This is a genomic window from Pantoea sp. UBA5035 (assembly GCF_002415245.1).
GTDB lineage: Bacteria > Pseudomonadota > Gammaproteobacteria > Enterobacterales > Enterobacteriaceae > Pantoea > Pantoea septica.
This window is the reverse complement of the sequence record NZ_DICD01000010.1, coordinates 172,915-191,971: the sequence shown is the minus strand read 5'-3', so window position 1 is coordinate 191,971 and position 19,057 is coordinate 172,915. Positions and strand designations below refer to the sequence as shown.

The following is a 19,057-nucleotide window of genomic DNA, read 5'->3' as shown; positions in this document are numbered from 1 at the left end:
CTTTAGCGTAGCAAAAGGCCTTTTACCGCGCGGCAAAAGCGTCAGGGTTGCGTCTTAGCTCACAGTTTCAGCCGCTCGGCGTTACGTTCAATAAGCGAATTGCCGATGCCCGGCACCTCCTTTAGCTGTTCGACGGCGGTAAACGGCCCGTACTGCTCGCGATAGCTGACAATCGCCTGCGCCTTTTTCAGCCCGACGCCGTTCATCGCCGCCGACAGCTGCTCGGCGGTCGCCTCGTTGATACTGATTTTTTCGCCTGCCGCCTGCGCGGCCTGAGCAGTCGCCGTCTCGCCTGCGGTTTCCGCCGCTGACAGGCTGGAATAGCCGAGTGCGCCGCCAAGCGCGAGGGTAAAGCAAAGAACGGACAATAGTGATTTAGACATGCTCTGTTTCTCCTTATGTTTAACAGCAAGGAGAGCGTGACAGAGAAGAGAGAAGGCCTCAAAAGGCAACAACCAGAAATGGAAAAGGCCGCGCAAGCGGCCTTTTCGGTTTTCACTGCAAAACACTTTTTTGCGAGCGTTACTGCATTTGCGCTGCGGCGCCGTATTTGATTTTGGCTTCTTTGCGCAGATTCGCGAGCAGCGCTTCAAACGCCAGCTGCGCGTTGTTCTGCGTCACGCCCTTAATCATTTCTTCTACCTGCTCCTGCGGCAGCGTACCGCTGCTGACTTTATCCAGCGCCACCAGCACCACATTGCCCTGCATATCTTCGCTCACGCCCCACGACGTTTTACCGTCAACGGGCTGCGGCAGATTGAAGGCGGTCTGCGCAATCGGATCCTGGCTGTTGCGGTCGACGGTTTTGCTGGCGCTCAGCGTCAGACCGGCTGCGTTAAGCGCATCCTGTTTGCCCGCTTTGAGATCGGCCAGCAGTTTGTCTGCCTGCGCCTTCGCCTGCTGTTCCGCTTTATCGTGCTTCAGCGTGTCGGCAATCTGCGCTTTCACTTCATCCAGCGGTTTAATCGCTTCAGGTTTGTGCTCGCTGATACGCAGCACGAACGCGCGGTCGCCATCCACGGTAATCACGTCAGAGTTGTTGCCTGGCGCACCGTTCTGGCCGGTCAGGCCGCCGTTGAAGATGGCGTTTTTCACCGCGTCGAAGTTCAGCTCCTGCGGCACGCTGTCGCGGCTGAACCAGCCGGTCTCAACCACTTTCAGGCCGGAAGCCTGCGCGGCACCTGCCAGCGACTCATTGTCGTTGCTCGCCGCTTCGCTCACTTTCTGCTGCTGCTGGTAGAAAGCGTCGACCGCTTTCTCCTGCTTCGCTTTGTCGGCCACCGCGTCGCGCACTTCGGCCAGCGGTTTGATCTGTTCCGGCTGGATATCGTCCAGACGCACCACCAGGAAGCCGACCGACGATTTAATCACGCCCGAAAGCTGGCCCTTCTGCGTCAGTCCGGCGTTTTTCAGCTCGTCCGGAGTGGTGGCCGGCTCAAGCCAGCCCATATCGCCGCCCTTGCGCGCGGAGATGGGATCGATCGATTTGCTTTTCGCCAGCGCGGCGAAGTCCGCCCCGCCCTTCAGCTGCGCCAGCACGGCGCTGGCATCCGCCTCGGTTTTGGTCTGGATGACGCTGTAGCGGTTACGCTGCGGCTGGGTGTAGTCCGCTTTATGTTGGTCGTACCAGCTCTGAATGTCGGCGTCGCTAACGCTGGCCTGCATGCTGGCGGCATCCATTTTGATGTAGCTGACGCGGAACTGCTCCGGCGCCATAAAGTTGTTTTTATGCTGCTGATAGTATTGCGCGATCTCGTCGGCCGTCGCGGTTTGTTTCGCCGCCAGCGCGTTGACGTCAATCGTCGCCTGACGAATGTCGCGCTTCTGCGACACCAGATCCACCAGCTTGCTGGTTTCGCCTTTCAGCATAAAGTCGGTATTAGCGACGGCGTTGATCAGCTGCTGGGTCGCCAGCTGCTTGCGCAGCGCTTCCGCATAGCGATCGGCGGTAAAGCCCATGCTGCTCAGCAGAGCGTTATACTTCGCATTGTCGAACTTGCCGTTGGTCTGGAACGCCTGCTGGGCGAAGATCGCCTGCTTGACCTGATCGTCGCTGATAGTAATGTGGAGGTCGTTGATGTACTGATCGAGCAGCGCCTGATCCACCAGCTGCGACAGCGCCTGCTGACGCATCTGCTGCATGAAGCCGTCGTTGCCGGCAAGCTGCGAGAACTGATCGCCCAGCATCTGCTGCTGGCGGCTGCGCTCGCTGTTGAACGCCTGATCGAGCTGCGCGCGGCTGATTTCCTGTCCGTTGACTTTAGCGGCGTAATCGCTGCCGCCGCCGATAAGGTAGTTGCCAACCCCGGTCAGCACGAAGGAGAGAATAATCAACCCCAAAATAACCTTGAGCACGACATGATTCGACGCCGCGCGTAAATTGTCCATCATGGTATGACAACGCTCCGCTGTAGTGTGGATATAAACCTCGGGCGTAACGCCTGTCGGATAAAGGCCGTTACGCAACTGCCGTTTAGCCTGGCAGCTTCACTCCTGTTGAGACAAGTCTTAGCGCGATTTATCCCCGGATCCGAATAAAAAAGGCACATCAAATTTGATGTGCCCGTATGTTACATGAGAACGCATGAACCGTCCTCTAGTCCACGGAAGAAAATGCTTCTGCGGACGGGTGCGATGTCATGCGTTGACAGCGTCTTTCAGCGCTTTACCGGCGCGGAAGCCCGGTACTTTGCCAGCGGCAATGGTGATCTCTTTGCCGGTCTGCGGGTTGCGGCCGGTACGTGCGGCACGTTCGCGTACGGAGAAAGTGCCAAAGCCCACCAGAGCCACTTCGTCACCGCCTTTCAGCGCGTCGGAAACAGAACTGGTGAATGCGTCCAAAACACGTCCCGCTGCTGCTTTAGAAATGTCAGCGTCTGCAGCAATTTTGTCGATCAACTGTGACTTATTCACTCTCTTCATCCCCTCTTTTATTATTTCACTTCACATCCGCGCGTCCTGGCGGATACGAATGCGCAGCACGTTATATCAAGCCTGTTGAGGCGAAACAACGGAATTCATCTTAATCGCTGAATCCGCAGCCCCCTAAATTAACGGCACTAAAAAAAGCTGGCAAGCGCTCATTGGCCTGCCAGCTTCGCTTTTTAATGCTTTATGTCGCTAATCACTATTTTGCGGTAGCAACCTGCATGCCGTAAGGGGCGTTTTCCAGCGCAAGGCCTAACACTTCTTCGATGCGTTTCACCGGATGGATCTCCAGATCGGCGATAACGTTGGCCGGAATCTCTTCCAGGTCGCGTTTATTATCGTCCGGGATCAGCACCACTTTAATACCACCGCGATGGGCCGCCAGCAGCTTCTCTTTCAGGCCGCCGATCGGCAGCACCTGGCCGCGCAGAGTGATCTCGCCGGTCATGGCCACGTCGGAACGCACCGGGTTGCCGGTCAGACAGGAGACCAGCGCGGTGCACATCGCGATACCGGCGCTCGGGCCATCCTTCGGCGTCGCGCCTTCCGGCACGTGAACGTGGATGTCGCGCTTCTCGTAGAAATCGCCGTTGATGCCCAGCTTCTCGGCGCGCGCACGCACCACGGTCAGCGCCGCCTGGATCGACTCCTGCATCACTTCGCCGAGCGAACCGGTGTAGGTCAGCTTCCCTTTACCCGGCACGCAGGCGGTTTCGATGGTCAGCAGATCGCCGCCCACTTCGGTCCATGCAAGGCCGGTCACCTGGCCGACGCGGTTTTCGCTTTCGGCGCGGCCATAGTCGAAGCGCTGTACGCCCAGGTAATCCTTGAGGTTGTCGCCATTGATGGTGATGTGCTTCTGCTCTTTATTCAGCAGCAGCGTTTTCACCGCTTTACGGCACAGCTTCGACAGTTCGCGCTCCAGGCTACGCACGCCCGCTTCGCGCGTGTAGTAGCGGATGATGCCGACGATGGCGCTGTCTTCCACCGTGATTTCGCTCTCTTTCAGGGCGTTACGCTCAATCTGCTTCGGCAGCAGATGCTGTTTGGCGATATTGAGCTTCTCATCCTCGGTGTAACCAGAGAGGCGAATCACTTCCATACGGTCCAGCAGCGGCGCCGGAATGTTCATGGAGTTGGAGGTGGCAACGAACATCACGTCGGAGAGATCGTAATCGACTTCGAGGTAGTGATCGTTAAAGGCGATGTTCTGCTCGGGATCGAGCACTTCCAGCAGCGCGGAAGCAGGATCGCCGCGCATGTCAGATGACATTTTGTCGATCTCATCCAGCAGGAACAGCGGGTTTTTCACCCCAACCTTCGCCATTTTCTGGATCAGCTTGCCCGGCATAGAGCCGATATAGGTCCGGCGGTGACCGCGAATTTCTGCTTCGTCACGCACGCCGCCCAGCGCCATACGCACATACTTACGGCCGGTCGCCTTGGCGATCGACTGACCCAGCGAGGTTTTACCCACGCCCGGCGGTCCAACCAGACAGAGGATCGGGCCTTTGATTTTGCTGACGCGGCTCTGCACGGCGAGGTATTCCAGGATGCGGTCTTTGACGCGCTCCAGGCCGTAGTGGTCGGTGTCCAGCGTCTCCTGGGCCTTGCGCAGGTCTTTTTTCACCTTGCTGCGGGCGTTCCACGGCACCTGGACCATCCAGTCGATATAGCCGCGCACCACCGTCGCTTCGGCGGACATCGGCGACATCATTTTTAATTTTTGCAGCTCGGCTTCGGCTTTTTCACGCGCTTCGGTCGGCATTTTCGCCGCGTCAATTTTGCGCTTCAGGGCTTCGTACTCATCCGGCACGTCGTCCATTTCGCCCAGCTCTTTCTGAATGGCCTTCATCTGCTCATTCAGGTAGTACTCGCGCTGGCTCTTCTCCATCTGCTTTTTCACGCGGTTGCGAATGCGCTTCTCAACCTGCAGCAGATCGATTTCCGACTCCATCATCGCCATGAGATATTCCAGACGCTCGTTCACGTCCGACATCTCCAGCACCGACTGTTTATCGGCTAATTTCAGCGGCATATGGGCCGCAACGGTGTCGGCGAGGCGCGCCGCATCGTCGATATTGTTCAGCGAGGTCAGCACTTCCGGCGGGATCTTTTTGTTCAGCTTGATATAGCCTTCAAACTGATTGATCGCCGTCCGTACCAGCACTTCCTGTTCGCGCTCTTCGATTTCCGGCGAGATCAGGTATTCCGCCTGCGCGGTAAAATGGTCGCCATTATCCGCCAGGGTAGTGATATGCGCGCGCTGCAGCCCTTCGACTAAAACTTTGACGGTGCCGTCAGGCAGTTTCAGCATCTGCAGCACTGAGGCTACGGTCCCTACAGAGAAGAGATCGTTAATGCCAGGTTCATCCGTTGAAGCCTCTTTCTGGGCAACCAGCATGATCTTCTTGTCATGATCCATCGCCGCTTCGAGGCAACGAATCGATTTTTCCCGACCAACAAACAACGGAATTACCATGTGCGGATAAACCACCACGTCGCGCAGAGGCAACACGGGGATTTCAATGCGTTCAGAACGCTCAGGATTCATAGAGCTCTCTCTTAGTTAGTGTCCGCCAGGTGATGGGCACCGCATAATGCAGGGAATGTGCAGTTAAACCCACAGGATTATGAGTATATGGGGATGATCGTTCGACATTCAACGTCATGAGAGCGAGAAAAACAAAAGGGGAAAGAATTTTCCCCTTTTTTAATAATATCAACGCCCTTACGCTGGCGAATTATTCGCCAGACGCCTGGGCTTCATGCTTGCCGTAGATAAGCATCGGCTCTGACTGGCCTTCGATAACCGACTCGTCGATCACCACTTTTTCTACGTCTTCCATAGAAGGCAGGTCATACATGGTTTCCAGCAGCGCGCCTTCTACGATAGAACGCAGGCCGCGGGCACCGGTCTTACGCGACATCGCTTTTTTGGCGATGGCGGTCAGGGCTTCGTCGCGGAACTCCAGCTCGACCCCTTCCAGGTTGAACAACGCCTGGTACTGTTTGGTCAGGGCGTTCTTCGGCTCGCGCAGGATCTGAATCAGCGCTTCTTCGCTCAGCTCGTTGAGCGTCGCGACCACCGGCAGACGACCGATGAACTCCGGGATCAGGCCGAATTTGATCAGATCTTCAGGTTCAACCTGAGAGAGCAGCTCGCCTTCGCTCGCTTTTTCCGATTTGCCTTTCACCGTTGCGCCAAAACCGATACCGGAGCCGGTTTCCACGCGCTGGGAGATCACTTTATCCAGGCCCGCGAACGCGCCGCCGCAGATAAACAGAATCTTAGAGGTATCAACCTGCAAAAACTCCTGCTGCGGATGCTTGCGACCACCCTGCGGCGGAACGGCCGCCACGGTGCCTTCAATCAGCTTCAGCAGCGCCTGCTGCACGCCTTCGCCGGAAACGTCGCGCGTAATAGACGGGTTATCCGACTTACGCGAGATTTTATCGATCTCATCGATATAGACGATGCCGCGCTGCGCTTTCTGCACGTCATAGTCGCACTTCTGCAGCAGCTTCTGGATGATGTTCTCCACATCCTCGCCCACGTAGCCCGCTTCGGTCAGCGTGGTAGCGTCGGCCATGGTGAACGGCACATCCAGCAGGCGCGCCAGCGTCTCCGCCAGCAGGGTTTTACCGCTACCGGTCGGACCAATCAGCAGAATGTTGCTTTTGCCCAGCTCGATGCCGTTGCTGGTATCGCCGTTGCGCAGGCGTTTGTAGTGGTTGTACACCGCAACCGCCAGCACTTTTTTCGCCTTTTCCTGGCCGATAACATAATCATCGAGGTGATGGCGGATTTCGTGCGGCGTAGGCAGCGCGCTACGTTCGCGATGCGGGGCAACTTCTTTAATCTCTTCGCGAATAATGTCATTGCACAGATCGACACATTCGTCGCAGATATACACTGACGGCCCGGCAATCAGCTTACGCACTTCATGCTGGCTTTTGCCGCAAAAAGAGCAGTACAGCAACTTCCCTGAACCGTCTTTGCGCTTATCTGTCATCAGTTAACCTCTTCTTGTTCTCAGGCCATACTGGCGTACGGCGCAGGCCGTGCGAACACGGCCAATATTCATTCAACTCAAACCCGTTTCCCAGTAACTATAGCGTAAGGAGACGGGCAGATGAGTCTTATTCGCGATGTGTCAGGACGGAGTCGACTAAACCATACTCTACCGCTTCACTCGCCGAGAGGAAACGGTCGCGCTCGGTATCGCGCTCAATTTCTTCCAGCGACTTGCCGGTATGCTCCGCCATCAGCTCATTCATGCGCTGTTTCACTTTCAGAATCTCTTTCGCATGAATCTCAATGTCGGTCGCCTGACCCTGATAGCCGCCCAGCGGCTGGTGGATCATCACGCGCGAGTTCGGCAGGCAGAAACGCTTGCCTTTAGTGCCGGCAGTCAGCAGGAAAGCGCCCATTGAACAGGCCTGGCCCATACAGATGGTGCTGACGTCGGGCTTGATAAACTTCATCGTGTCGTAGATCGACATGCCTGCGGTGATCACGCCGCCTGGGGAGTTGATATAAAGATAGATATCTTTCTCAGGGTTTTCCGCTTCCAGAAACAGCATCTGCGCCACGATCAGATTGGCCATGTGATCTTCAACCTGGCCGGTCAGGAAGATGACGCGCTCTTTCAGCAGGCGGGAATAGATGTCGTAGGAACGCTCGCCGCGCGAAGTCTGTTCAACCACCATGGGCACCAGCGCATTGCGCGGCGCAGTAAATTCACGATCGCCACTGTATGACATTACCGTCTCCTGGATATAGTTCATTGGCTACATTCTGTACCGATTTTCTCTGAAGCGAGCGCGTTCTGCGCAGCTCCGCTTCGTTTCCGACACCTTCAAGGACGGTTAATCAGCCAGTCTAACTCTCTTCTGCATACTCCCTCAATCTGGGGATACTGCCCTGCTGTTTCAAGCATAACAACCTTTTCTCTATTCGCTAACCTGGAAAAAGCGCAACGTGAATAATTTGCCGGTTTATTAAGCGAATAGCAGCGGAAGAGCGCCGATGGCGCCGGAAAAACAAAAAAGCCCGCGACTTTGCAGCCGCGGGCTTAGCACTTCTGGTTAAATCAGCGATCAGGCAGCGGTGGTCTGATTCATCAGTTCCTGAAAGCTGGTCGCTTTCTCAGTCACTTTCGCTTTTTCCAGAACGGCTTCAACCGCCTGCTCTTCGAGCGCGACGTTGCGCATGTTGTTCATCAGCTCGTTGTTTTTGCTGTAGAACTCGATCACTTCCTGCGGATCTTCGTAAGCGGACGCCATCTCTTCGATCAGGGCGTTAACGCGCGCTTCGTCAGCCTTCAGCTCATGGGTGCGAATCACTTCGCCCAGCAGCAGACCTACGACAACGCGGCGTTTCGCCTGCTCTTCGAACAGCTCGCGCGGCAGTTCCAGCGCTTGCTTCTCGTTGCCGCCGAAGCGCTGCGCAGCCTGACGACGCAGTACGTCGATTTCGCTGTCGATCAGCGCAGCCGGCACGTCGATGTCGTTGGCTTTCACCAGGCCGTCGATCGCCTGCGTTTTCACGCGGTTGCGGATGGCGCCTTTCAGCTCGCGGTCCATGTTCTTACGCACTTCAGCGCGCAGGCCTTCGATGGAACCATCTTCCACGCCAAAACGCTTGATGAACTCTTCAGTCAGCTCCGGCAGTTCGCGCGTTTCAACTTTCTTCAGCACGATGTCGAACTTCGCGTCTTTCCCTTTCAGGTTTTCCGCGTGGTAGTCTTCCGGGAATTTCACGTCGATAGTGAAAGTTTCGCCCGCTTTATGACCCACGATGCCCTCTTCGAAGCCCGGGATCATACGGCCCTGGCCCATTGCCAGCACGAAGTCAGAGGCTTTACCGCCTTCGAACTCTTCGCCGTCGACTGAACCGCTGAAGTCGATGGTCGCGCGATCTTCAGCCGTTGCCGCCGCATCGCTCTCTTTCCAGTTGGCCTGCTGCTTGCGCAGGGTGTCCAGCATGGCGTCGACGTCAGCGTCGGTCACTTCCACCAGCGGTTTTTCAACTTCGATGCTGTCCAGACCCTGCAGTTCAACTTCCGGATAGACTTCGAACTCGACCGCGTAGGTGAAATCTTCGCCTTCTTTATATTCGCCCGGCACGTAGTTCGGCGCGCCAGCCGGATTGATTTTTTCTTTGATGATGGCGTCAACGAAGTTGCGCGTCATCAGCTCGCCCAGCACGTCCTGGCGAACAGAAGCGCCGTAGCGCTGTGCGATGATATTGGCCGGCACTTTGCCTTTACGGAAACCATCGATACGGACTTTTTTCGCCACTTCCACCAGTTCTTTCTTCACTGCGCTTTCGATGCTGTCAGCGGGGACAGTAATCGTAATGCGACGGCCCAGACCCTGCGTGGTTTCTACTGAAACTGTCATCTTGTTACCTCAAAAAATCGCGTGCTCGGTCAACTTCAGACACCACACATTATGCAATGCGCCGTATCCAACAACCGGGACGGCTTCCATTAAGAGAACCTGATCCCTGTCACCAGAAGCGTCCCGAAGACATTCCGGAAAAATAGACGCAGCATTATAGCGGCATCGCCCTGGTGAGTCGAGGCTGTAAACTCACCACTTTTTAGCGGCTTTGCTGCTTTTTTGCGCCGGAGATCGCGTTTATCGCTAAATAATGAAAAAAAACGGCCCGCAGGCCGTTTTTCAAAAGCGGGAGGCGATCAGGCGAGGGTGCCGGCACCGCGGCAGTTTGGCGAGGCGAGCACGGTATCCTGCAATCCTTCCCACTCTTTCAGGGTATAGGTATGCAGCGCCAGCGCGTGAACGCTGCCTGCCAGCTCGGCGGCGAGTTCGCCGTAAATCGCCCGGTGGCGCGCCAGAAAGCGCTGACCTGCGAATACGTCGCTAACGATAACCACCTTGAAGTGGCTTTCGGAACCCGCCGGGACATTGTGACGATAGCTTTCGTCATGCACTTCCAGATGAGCCGGCTCAAAAGCCAGGCGCAGCTTCTCTTCGATCTGTTCGCGAATCATTGTCTCTTTCCTCAATGGCGAGCGCTGTGCCCCATCTGGTTAAATATTAGTAGGTTTTCAGACGCATCCGTACAAATGTGTGAAAATATTTCCGCCGCCGTCTAAACCGACCGGCATGATAGCGCAGCGCGACTGTGGGTCAATGCCCGGATTTTTCTTAGCGTATAAAAAAGGCGGTTACCGCGAATTTCCCCTTCGCAAGGGCTTTTTTCACTGCCGCGCAATGCTATGATGACCGCAGTTTTTGCAAACCAACCCACAACATTAACGAGAATAAGTATGTTGAAAAAACTGTTATTTCCCCTGCTGGCCGCCTTCATTTTGGCCGGCTGCGCCACTAACAGCAATACGTTGACCATTCAGCCGAAAATCGAGCTGCCGCAGCAGGATCCGAGTCTGATGGGCGTAACTGTCAGCATCAACGGCGCCGATCAGCGCAGCGACCAGGCGCTGGCGAAAGTCAATCGCGACGGCCAGCTGGTTACCCTGACGCCGTCTCGCGATCTGCGCTTCCTGCTGCAGGAAGTACTGGAGAAACAGATGACCGCGCGCGGCTATATGATTGGGCCGGAAGGCGCCGTCGATCTGCAGATCGTGGTGAATAACCTCTATGCGGATGTAACCCAGGGCAACGTACGCTATAGCATCACCACCAAAGCGGATATCTCGATTATCGCCACCGCTAAGAACGGCAACAAGCAGGTGAAGAACTATCGCCAGACCTATAGCGTAGAAGGCGCCTTCAGCGCGACCAACGACAAGATCACTAAAGCAGTGAACTCGACGCTGGGTGACGTGATCGCCGATATGGCGCAGGACACCAGCATCAACAACTTTATCAAGCAGAACGCGCACTAATTCGCCGCACTCTATGCCCGGCGCACCGCCGGGCATCGCTTCAGGGTCAGCATGAATCACTATCTTCGCATCTTCACTCAACGAAACGCCGCCGTTTTACTGCTGCTTGGCTTTGCTTCAGGCCTGCCGCTGGCGCTGACCGCCGGCACGCTACAGGCGTGGATGACGGTGGAAAATGTCGATCTCAAGACCATCGGCTTTTTTTCGCTGGTCGGCCAGGCGTACGTCTTTAAATTTCTCTGGTCGCCGGTGATGGACCGCTTTACGCCGCCGTTTCTCGGCCGTCGCCGCGGCTGGCTGCTGCTGACGCAGCTGGCGCTGATCGCCGGGATTATCGCCATGGGCTTTATGCAGCCCGGACGCGACCTGACGCTGCTCGCCGCGCTGGCGGTGCTGGTCGCCTTCTGCTCCGCTTCGCAGGATATCGTCTTCGACGCGTGGAAAACCGACGTGCTGCCGCCGGAAGAGCGCGGCAGCGGCGCCGCCATCACCGTGCTCGGCTACCGACTGGCGATGCTGGTCTCCGGCGGGCTCGCGCTCTGGCTGGCGGATCGCTATCTCGGCTGGCAGGCGACCTACTGGCTGATGGCGCTGCTGATGGTGCCCGCGCTTATCGCCACCCTGATGGCGAAAGAGCCCGATACGCGCGCCACCACGCCGCATTCGCTGCGCGAGGCGGTGTCACTGCCGCTGAAGGACTTTTTTCAGCGCAACAACGCCTGGCTGCTGATCACCCTTATCGTGCTCTATAAGCTGGGCGACGCCTTCGCCGCCTCGCTGACCACCACTTTTCTGATCCGCGGCGTCGGCTTTAACGCCGGCGACGTCGGGCTGGTGAACAAAACGCTCGGCCTGCTGGCGACCATTATCGGTGCTCTCTACGGCGGCGTGCTGATGCAGCGCCTGAGCCTGTTCCGCGCCCTGATGATTTTCGGCGTGCTGCAGGCGGTCTCGAATTTCGCCTACTGGCTGCTGGCGGTGACGCCGCCGCATTTATGGAGCATGGCCAGCGCGGTCTTCGTGGAGAATCTGTGCGGCGGCATGGGCACGGCGGCATTTGTTGCGCTGCTGATGACCCTGTGCAACAAGTCATTCTCCGCCACGCAGTTCGCTCTGCTCTCAGCGCTCTCGGCGGTTGGCCGCGTCTATGTCGGCCCGGCGGCCGGCTGGCTGGTAGAGCTCTGGGGCTGGCCTACCTTTTACGCTTTCACCGTGCTGGCGGCGCTGCCCGGTCTGCTGCTGCTGCTGCTCTGTCGCGACACGCTGAACGAAGCGCAAAACAGCGAGTGCTTCTTAATGCGCACGCGTTTTGCCGCCGGCTACCGCTGGACCACGCGTCTGTTCTGCATCGGCTGCGCTGTTATCGCGCTCTGGCTGACGACGCTGGCGTGTCAGGCGCTGGGGCTATGGCGGCTGGAAAACGTGCCGGGCGCGCTGTTCGAAGCCGGTATGGCGCTGCTGGCGCTGGCGGTATGCGGCGGCGTGACGCTTGACTACATCGCGCAGCGGAAAAGCGCGGCGCAGCTGCATTAATTAACAACAGGTATTATTTCACGACGAAAATGGATCAGGCCGCCCTGACGGGCGGTAAAAGTTAAACTTTGTCATCCAGTGTTATTTTCCTGGAAATATTAAGATCCTGCTTCTGCCTTCAGCGAATATATTAAAAACCGGTGCGCAATTATATTGTATAAATTTCATCACTCAAATGATGCAGATTTGTTAAAGAATTGAGTATCAAAAGTAAGGTTTATTCTTTCCCTGATTTCTTTAAGAATACTTTCATCGGTTTTTGTTATATTAGTGCCAACTGCTTGTCGCAGTTAATAATTTATCACCCCAGGCAACATCTGTGACACCCTTAGCAAAAGGTGTCAACACGCTGCTGACACATCCTTATGCTGGTTTACACTGCATAAACCTTCCCGTAAAATGCGCGCACACTTAAACGACAATAAGCCCTTTGTCATTGAGGTCGTTAAATGAGACTCAGGAAATACAATAAAAGTTTGGGGATTTTGTCATTAATCGCAGGCACTTTGTTAATGAGTGGCTGCGATAATGCGTTGTTAAATCCCAAGGGACAGATTGCACTTGAGCAACGTTCGTTGATTCTGACAGCCTTCGGCTTAATGATGATCGTCGTTATTCCGGCAATCTTGATGGCGGTGGTGTTTGCATGGAAATATCGTGCATCCAACACTGAAGCGAAGTACAGCCCCAACTGGTCGCACTCTAACAAAGTCGAAGCCGTGGTCTGGACCATTCCGATCCTGATCATTCTCTTCCTCGGCGTGCTGACCTGGAAATCAACCCACGCGCTGGAGCCGAGCAAACCGCTGGCCTCTGACGTGAAGCCGGTTGAGATCCAAGTGGTGGCGCTGGACTGGAAATGGTTGTTCATCTACCCGGAACAGGGTATTGCCACCGTTAACCAGATCGCTTTCCCGGCTAACACGCCGGTGAGCTTCAAAATTACCTCTAACTCCGTTATGAACTCCTTCTTTATTCCGACGCTCGGCAGCCAGATCTACGCCATGGCGGGCATGCAGACCAAACTGCACCTGATCGCCAATGAGCCAGGAACGTTCGACGGTATTTCCTCGAACTTCAGTGGTCGAGGTTTCTCTGGTATGAAGTTCAAAGCCATTGCAACCAAGGACGATGCGGAGTTCCAGCAGTGGGTCGCCAAAGTTAAAGCGGCGCCTAACACGCTGACCACTATGGAAGATTTCGAGAAAGTCGCAGTGCCAAGCGAAAATCATCCGGTGGAATATTTCTCTTCAGCGAATCCTGAACTGTTCAAGCAAGTCATCGCTAAGTTCATGACCAGCCACGGGAAGATGGACATGTCTCAGCACGAAGGCATGGACATGAGTCACACCGCTTCCGCGGGAGCCGAGGAATAATACGATGTTCGGAAAATTAACACTGGATGCAGTGCCGTACCATGAGCCGATTATCATGGTTACGGTTGCCGGGATCATCATTGGTGGTCTGGCAATCATCGCTGCCCTAACCTACTTTGGTAAATGGCAGTACCTGTGGTCTGAATGGCTCACCTCCGTCGACCATAAAAAACTGGGTATCATGTACATCATCATGGCGTTCGTCATGCTGCTGCGCGGCTTCGCCGATGCCATCATGATGCGTACCCAGCAGGTAATGGCTTCCGCCGGGGAAGCCGGCATACTCCCGCCGCATCACTACGACCAGATCTTTACCGCGCACGGCGTGATTATGATCTTCTTCGTGGCGATGCCTTTCGTCGTGGGTCTGATGAACATCGCGGTGCCGCTGCAAATCGGCGCGCGCGACGTTGCCTTCCCGTTCCTGAACAACCTGAGCTTCTGGTTTACCGCGGTCGGTGTGATCCTGGTTAACCTGTCGCTGGGCGTGGGCGAGTTCGCACAGACCGGCTGGCTGGCCTATCCGCCGCTGTCGGGCGCGGAGTACAGTCCTGGCGTCGGGGTCGATTACTGGATCTGGAGTCTCCAGCTTTCCGGTATCGGGACCACGCTGACCGGTATCAACTTCTTCGTGACCATTCTGAAGATGCGTGCGCCGGGTATGGACCTGTTCAAAATGCCGGTATTTACCTGGGCTTCTCTTTGCACCAACGTCCTGATTATCGCCGCGTTCCCGGTTCTGACCGTGACCCTGGCGCTGTTGACGCTTGATCGTTACCTTGGCTTCCATTTCTTTACCAATGATATGGGCGGTAACATGATGATGTACGTCAACCTGATCTGGGTTTGGGGTCATCCGGAAGTCTATATCCTGGTTCTGCCGGTGTTCGGCGTCTTCTCTGAAGTCACTGCGACCTTCTCGAAAAAACGTCTGTTTGGCTACACCTCGCTGGTGTGGGCGACCATCGCCATTACCGTGCTGTCGTTCATCGTCTGGCTGCACCACTTCTTCACCATGGGTGCGGGCGCGAACGTTAACGCCTTCTTCGGCATCATGACGATGATCATCGCGATTCCGACCGGCGTGAAAATCTTCAACTGGCTGTTCACCATGTACCAGGGCCGCATCGTGATGCACTCTGCCATGCTGTGGACCGTAGGCTTCCTGGTCACCTTCTCTGTAGGTGGTATGACCGGCGTTCTGCTGGCGGTGCCGGGTGCGGACTTCGTGCTGCACAACAGCCTGTTCCTGATTGCGCACTTCCATAACGTCATCATCGGCGGCGTGGTATTCGGCTGTATGGCTGGCGTGACCTACTGGTTCCCGAAAGCCTTCGGCTTTACCCTGAACGAAACCTGGGGCAAACGCGCCTTCTGGTTCTGGATCATCGGCTTCTTCGTTGCCTTTATGCCGCTCTACGTTCTGGGCTTCATGGGTATGACGCGTCGTCTGAGCCAGGATATCGATCCGCAGTTCCACTCTCTGCTGGTTATTGCGGCCGTCGGTGCAGGCCTGATCGCTTGCGGTATCATTTGCCAGCTGACCATGTTCTACGTCTCTGTACGTGACCGTCATCAGAACCGCGATCTGACCGGTGACCCATGGGGCGGTCGTACGCTGGAGTGGGCAACCTCTTCACCGCCGCCGTTCTACAACTTTGCCACTATCCCGCATATCCACGAGCGCGACGCGTTCTGGGAAATGAAAGAGAAAGGCGAAGCGTACAAGCAGCCGGCGAAATATGAAGAGATTCATATGCCGAAGAACAGCGGCGCGGCTATCGTCATCGCTGCCTTCGCAACGGTATTCGGTTTTGCCGCAATCTGGCATATCTGGTGGCTGGCTGGCCTCTCCTTCCTGGGCATGATCGTGACCTGGATTGTGAAGAGCTTCGACGAAGACGTGGACTACTACGTTCCGGTTGTCGAGATCGAGAAGATCGAGAAGCAGCACTTTGACGACATCAGCAAAGCGGGTCTGAAATAATGTCAACTGAAACTCTGACAAAACACCACCACGACGCCCATGCGGAGCATGGGCATCACGATGCGGGAGCCAATAAAGTCTTTGGCTTCTGGATCTACCTGATGAGTGACTGCATTATCTTCGCAACCCTGTTTGCGACCTATGCAGTTATGGTCAACAGCACTGCCGGTGGCCCGGCAGGCAAAGACATCTTCGAACTGCCGTTCGTTCTGGGCGAAACAGCGCTGCTGCTGTTGAGCTCCATCACCTACGGTATGGCGGTTATCGCCATGAACCACGACAAGAAGAGCTCGGTCCTTAGCTGGCTGGCGCTGACTTTCCTGTTTGGTCTTGGCTTTATCTGCATGGAGATCTATGAGTTCCATCATCTGATCGAAGAAGGCTTCGGCCCGAATCGCAGCGGCTTCCTGTCAGGCTTCTTTACCCTGGTAGGCACCCACGGTCTGCACGTTACCTGCGGCCTGATCTGGATGCTGGTGCTGATGTTCCAGATTGCCAAACGTGGGCTGACGTCGACTAACCATACCCGCATCCTGTGCCTGAGCCTGTTCTGGCACTTCCTGGATGTGGTCTGGATCTGCGTATTTACCATTGTCTATCTGATGGGAGTCATGTAATGAGTCATTCAGCTAACGGAAACGTCGTTCCGCACAGCAGCGTGAAGTCCTACATGATCGGCTTCATCCTCTCTGTCATCCTGACCGGTATTCCGTTCTGGATGGTAATGAGCGGTGGGTCATCTCAAGGTATGACCCTGGGCGTCGTGGTTGCCTGCGCAGTCATCCAGGTCGTTGTTCACCTGATCTACTTCCTGCATCTGGACACCAAGTCCGAAGGCGGCTGGAACATGGTAGCCATCGTCTTCTCGGCGATCATTATTCTGATCGTCGTAGTTGGCTCGCTGTGGATTATGTGGAACCTCAACTACAACATGATGGTTCACTAAAGAGTCGCGTAATGATTAAGCAATACCTGCAAGTAACAAAACCAGGAATTATTTTCGGGAATTTAATTTCTGTGATCGGCGGATTTCTGCTGGCTTCGAAAGGCAGCATTGATTACGCCCTGTTTCTCGCCTCGCTGATCGGCGTGTCGCTGGTTGTCGCCTCAGGTTGTGTTTTCAACAACGTGATCGACCGCGATATCGACGTGAAGATGGAGAGAACCCGGAATCGAGTGCTGGTTAAAGGCCTCATCTCCGCGAAAGTAAGCCTGATTTATGCTACCGCGCTAGGTATTGCTGGCTTTGCGTTGCTCTACTTTGGTGCCAATCCGCTGGCCATGTGGCTGGCGGTCATGGGCTTCGTGGTTTACGTCGGCGTTTACAGTCTCTACATGAAGCGTCACTCGGTATACGGGACGCTGATTGGCAGCCTGTCTGGCGCCGCGCCGCCGGTGATCGGCTACTGCGCCGTCACCAACCAGTTTGATGCCGGCGCGCTGATCCTGCTGGCGATCTTTAGCCTCTGGCAGATGCCGCACTCCTATGCGATTGCCATCTTCCGCTTTAAAGATTACCAGGCAGCGAACATCCCGGTTCTGCCGGTGGTGAAAGGCATTTCCGTGGCGAAAAATCATATTACGCTCTACATTCTGGCGTTTATGATCGCCACGCTGATGCTGTCGCTGGGCGGCTATGCGGGCTATAAATACCTGGTGGTCGCGGCGGCCGTCAGCGTATGGTGGCTGGGAATGGCGTTATCAGGTTACAAAACCTCGAACGATCGTGTCTGGGCGCGTAAGCTGTTCGTCTTCTCTATCGTGGCTATCACCGCGCTGAGCGTGATGATGTCGGTGGACTTTATGGCTCCGGCGTCAAAAGATCTGCTGACCTACGTGTGGTAATGCCGCACTGCCATGCATGCTAAGGGCGCGATTTCGCGCCCTTTCTTTTTGTTACCACTTCTTAAACACTATTATTTTACCCGCCCTACCCTGCTCCCTAAAATAGATACGGCAAACTTACAGAGGTTGGAATGAACGATAATAAAATGACGCCGGTGGAGCTCCGCGCCACATGGGGTTTGGGCACGGTATTTTCCCTGCGTATGCTGGGCATGTTTATGGTCCTGCCGGTATTAACCACTTACGGCATGGCTCTTCAGGGTGCAAGTGAAACGCTTATCGGCCTGGCCATCGGCATCTACGGTCTGGCGCAGGCGGTCTTTCAAATTCCCTTTGGCCTGATGTCTGACCGCATCGGCCGTAAGCCGCTGATCGTCGGCGGCCTGCTGCTGTTCGTTCTCGGCAGTATTATCGCTGCGACCACCACCTCTATCTGGGGCATCATTCTCGGCCGCGCGCTGCAGGGCTCCGGCGCGATCGCCGCCGCCGTGATGGCGCTGCTCTCTGATTTAACCCGCGAACAGAACCGCACCAAGGCGATGGCCTTTATCGGCATCAGCTTCGGCGTCACCTTCGCTATCGCGATGGTGGTCGGGCCCATCGTCACCCACGCGCTCGGCCTGCACGCGCTGTTCTGGATGATCGCCATTCTCGCCTCGCTGGGTATCGTGATTACCCTGCTGGTGGTGCCGAGCGCGCCCGGCCATGTGCTGAACCGCGAATCGGGCATGGTGAAAGGCAGCTTCCGCAAGGTGCTCGGCAATTCGCGCCTGATCAAACTTAACGTCGGCATTCTCTGTCTGCATATTTTGCTGATGTCCAGCTTCGTCGCCCTGCCCGGCCAGTTCGAGCAGGCGGGCCTGCCCGCTGCCGAGCACTGGAAAATCTATCTGGTAACGATGCTGATCGCCTTTGTCGGCGTAGTGCCCTTTATTATCTACGCCGAGGTAAAGCGCCGCATGAAGCGCGTGTTCGTCGCCTGCGTCGGCCTGATCGTTATCGCGGAGATCGTGCTGTGGGGCGCGGCGGGCCATTTCTGGACGCTGGTTATCGGCGTGCAGCTCTTTTTCTTCGCCTTTAACCTGATGGAGGCGATTCTGCCGTCGCTGGTGAGCAAAGAGTCGCCGGCCGGCTATAAAGGCACGGCGATGGGGCTCTACTCCACCAGCCAGTTTATCGGCGTGGCGATTGGCGGCAGCCTCGGCGGCTGGGTATTCGGCCATTTCGACGCGCAGACGGTGTTTCTGGTGGGCGCCATCGTGGCGGCGGTCTGGCTGTTCGTCGCCATGACCATGCAGGAGCCGCCCTACGTCAGCAGCCTGCGTATCGTGCTGAGCGATAACGCGCTGGCTGTGCCGAATCTGGAACAGCGTCTGAAAGCCCAGCCGGGCGTATCTGCAGTGCTGATCGTGCCGGAAGAGAAAAGCGCCTATATCAAGATCGACAGCAAGGTCACCAGCCGCCCCGAGCTGGAGGCGCTGCTGGCAAGCAGCTAAACGCGGGCTTTT

The 19,057-nt window shown here is 56.0% G+C and carries 16 protein-coding genes; 8 read left to right on the top strand and 8 right to left on the bottom strand.

Annotation, left to right across the window (positions count from 1 at the left end):
• Positions 1-59: 59 nt before the first annotated feature.
• The 8 genes from B3229_RS07335 to bolA form a co-directional block, all read right to left on the bottom strand.
• Positions 60-383 carry a ComEA family DNA-binding protein gene (locus tag B3229_RS07335; protein WP_048783351.1) on the bottom strand — a complete coding sequence of 108 codons (324 nt, stop codon included), beginning with the start codon at positions 381-383 and terminating at the stop codon, positions 60-62.
• A 139-nt stretch (positions 384-522) separates the two neighbouring features.
• Positions 523-2,391, bottom strand: a complete 1,869-nt coding sequence (gene ppiD / locus B3229_RS07330) for a peptidylprolyl isomerase (protein WP_286870223.1) — start codon at positions 2,389-2,391, stop codon at positions 523-525.
• A gap of 246 nt (positions 2,392-2,637) precedes the next feature.
• Entirely contained in the window at positions 2,638-2,913 is a 276-nt protein-coding gene (gene hupB, locus B3229_RS07325; protein ID WP_033752705.1) for a nucleoid-associated protein HU-beta, read from the bottom strand.
• Positions 2,914-3,127: 214 nt separating this feature from the next.
• Positions 3,128-5,482 carry an endopeptidase La gene (gene lon / locus B3229_RS07320; protein WP_033752706.1) on the bottom strand — a complete coding sequence of 785 codons (2,355 nt, stop codon included), beginning with the start codon at positions 5,480-5,482 and terminating at the stop codon, positions 3,128-3,130.
• Between the two features lie 190 nt (positions 5,483-5,672).
• Positions 5,673-6,944, bottom strand: a complete 1,272-nt coding sequence (clpX, locus tag B3229_RS07315; protein ID WP_033752707.1) for an ATP-dependent protease ATP-binding subunit ClpX — start codon at positions 6,942-6,944, stop codon at positions 5,673-5,675.
• A gap of 127 nt (positions 6,945-7,071) precedes the next feature.
• Positions 7,072-7,695, bottom strand: a complete 624-nt coding sequence (gene clpP, locus B3229_RS07310; RefSeq protein ID WP_033752709.1) for an ATP-dependent Clp endopeptidase proteolytic subunit ClpP — start codon at positions 7,693-7,695, stop codon at positions 7,072-7,074.
• A gap of 336 nt (positions 7,696-8,031) precedes the next feature.
• Positions 8,032-9,336, bottom strand: coding sequence for a trigger factor (tig, locus tag B3229_RS07305; RefSeq protein WP_033788806.1), 1,305 nt, complete (start codon positions 9,334-9,336; stop codon positions 8,032-8,034).
• A 299-nt stretch (positions 9,337-9,635) separates the two neighbouring features.
• Positions 9,636-9,950: a transcriptional regulator BolA gene (bolA, locus tag B3229_RS07300; protein WP_033752711.1), complete on the bottom strand. Its 315-nt coding sequence runs from the start codon at positions 9,948-9,950 to the stop codon at positions 9,636-9,638.
• Between the two features lie 279 nt (positions 9,951-10,229).
• On the opposite strand from bolA, the gene B3229_RS07295 reads away from it, so the two are divergent.
• From B3229_RS07295 to B3229_RS07260, 8 genes are all read left to right on the top strand, one after another.
• Positions 10,230-10,808: a lipoprotein gene (locus B3229_RS07295; RefSeq protein WP_033788805.1), complete on the top strand. Its 579-nt coding sequence runs from the start codon at positions 10,230-10,232 to the stop codon at positions 10,806-10,808.
• 51 nt (positions 10,809-10,859) lie between these two features.
• Positions 10,860-12,341, top strand: a complete 1,482-nt coding sequence (ampG, locus tag B3229_RS07290; protein WP_286870222.1) for a muropeptide MFS transporter AmpG — start codon at positions 10,860-10,862, stop codon at positions 12,339-12,341.
• A 449-nt stretch (positions 12,342-12,790) separates the two neighbouring features.
• The gene (gene cyoA, locus B3229_RS07285) at positions 12,791-13,717 is read left to right on the top strand and encodes a cytochrome o ubiquinol oxidase subunit II (protein ID WP_048783360.1); all 927 of its coding nucleotides are present in this window, start codon (positions 12,791-12,793) and stop codon (positions 13,715-13,717) included.
• A 4-nt stretch (positions 13,718-13,721) separates the two neighbouring features.
• A complete protein-coding gene (gene cyoB, locus B3229_RS07280; RefSeq protein WP_048783362.1) occupies positions 13,722-15,704 on the top strand; it encodes a cytochrome o ubiquinol oxidase subunit I in 1,983 nt (660 codons plus the stop codon).
• Entirely contained in the window at positions 15,704-16,321 is a 618-nt protein-coding gene (locus B3229_RS07275; RefSeq protein WP_033752718.1) for a cytochrome o ubiquinol oxidase subunit III, read from the top strand. Before cyoB ends, B3229_RS07275 begins: the two co-directional genes overlap by 1 nt.
• Complete coding sequence (locus B3229_RS07270) at positions 16,321-16,650, top strand: cytochrome o ubiquinol oxidase subunit IV (RefSeq protein WP_048783368.1); 330 nt, start codon at positions 16,321-16,323, stop codon at positions 16,648-16,650. Before B3229_RS07275 ends, B3229_RS07270 begins: the two co-directional genes overlap by 1 nt.
• An 11-nt stretch (positions 16,651-16,661) precedes the next feature.
• Entirely contained in the window at positions 16,662-17,549 is an 888-nt protein-coding gene (gene cyoE, locus B3229_RS07265) for a heme o synthase (protein WP_033752721.1), read from the top strand.
• 131 nt (positions 17,550-17,680) lie between these two features.
• Positions 17,681-19,045, top strand: a complete 1,365-nt coding sequence (locus B3229_RS07260) for an MFS transporter (RefSeq protein WP_286870221.1) — start codon at positions 17,681-17,683, stop codon at positions 19,043-19,045.
• Positions 19,046-19,057 lie beyond the last annotated feature (12 nt).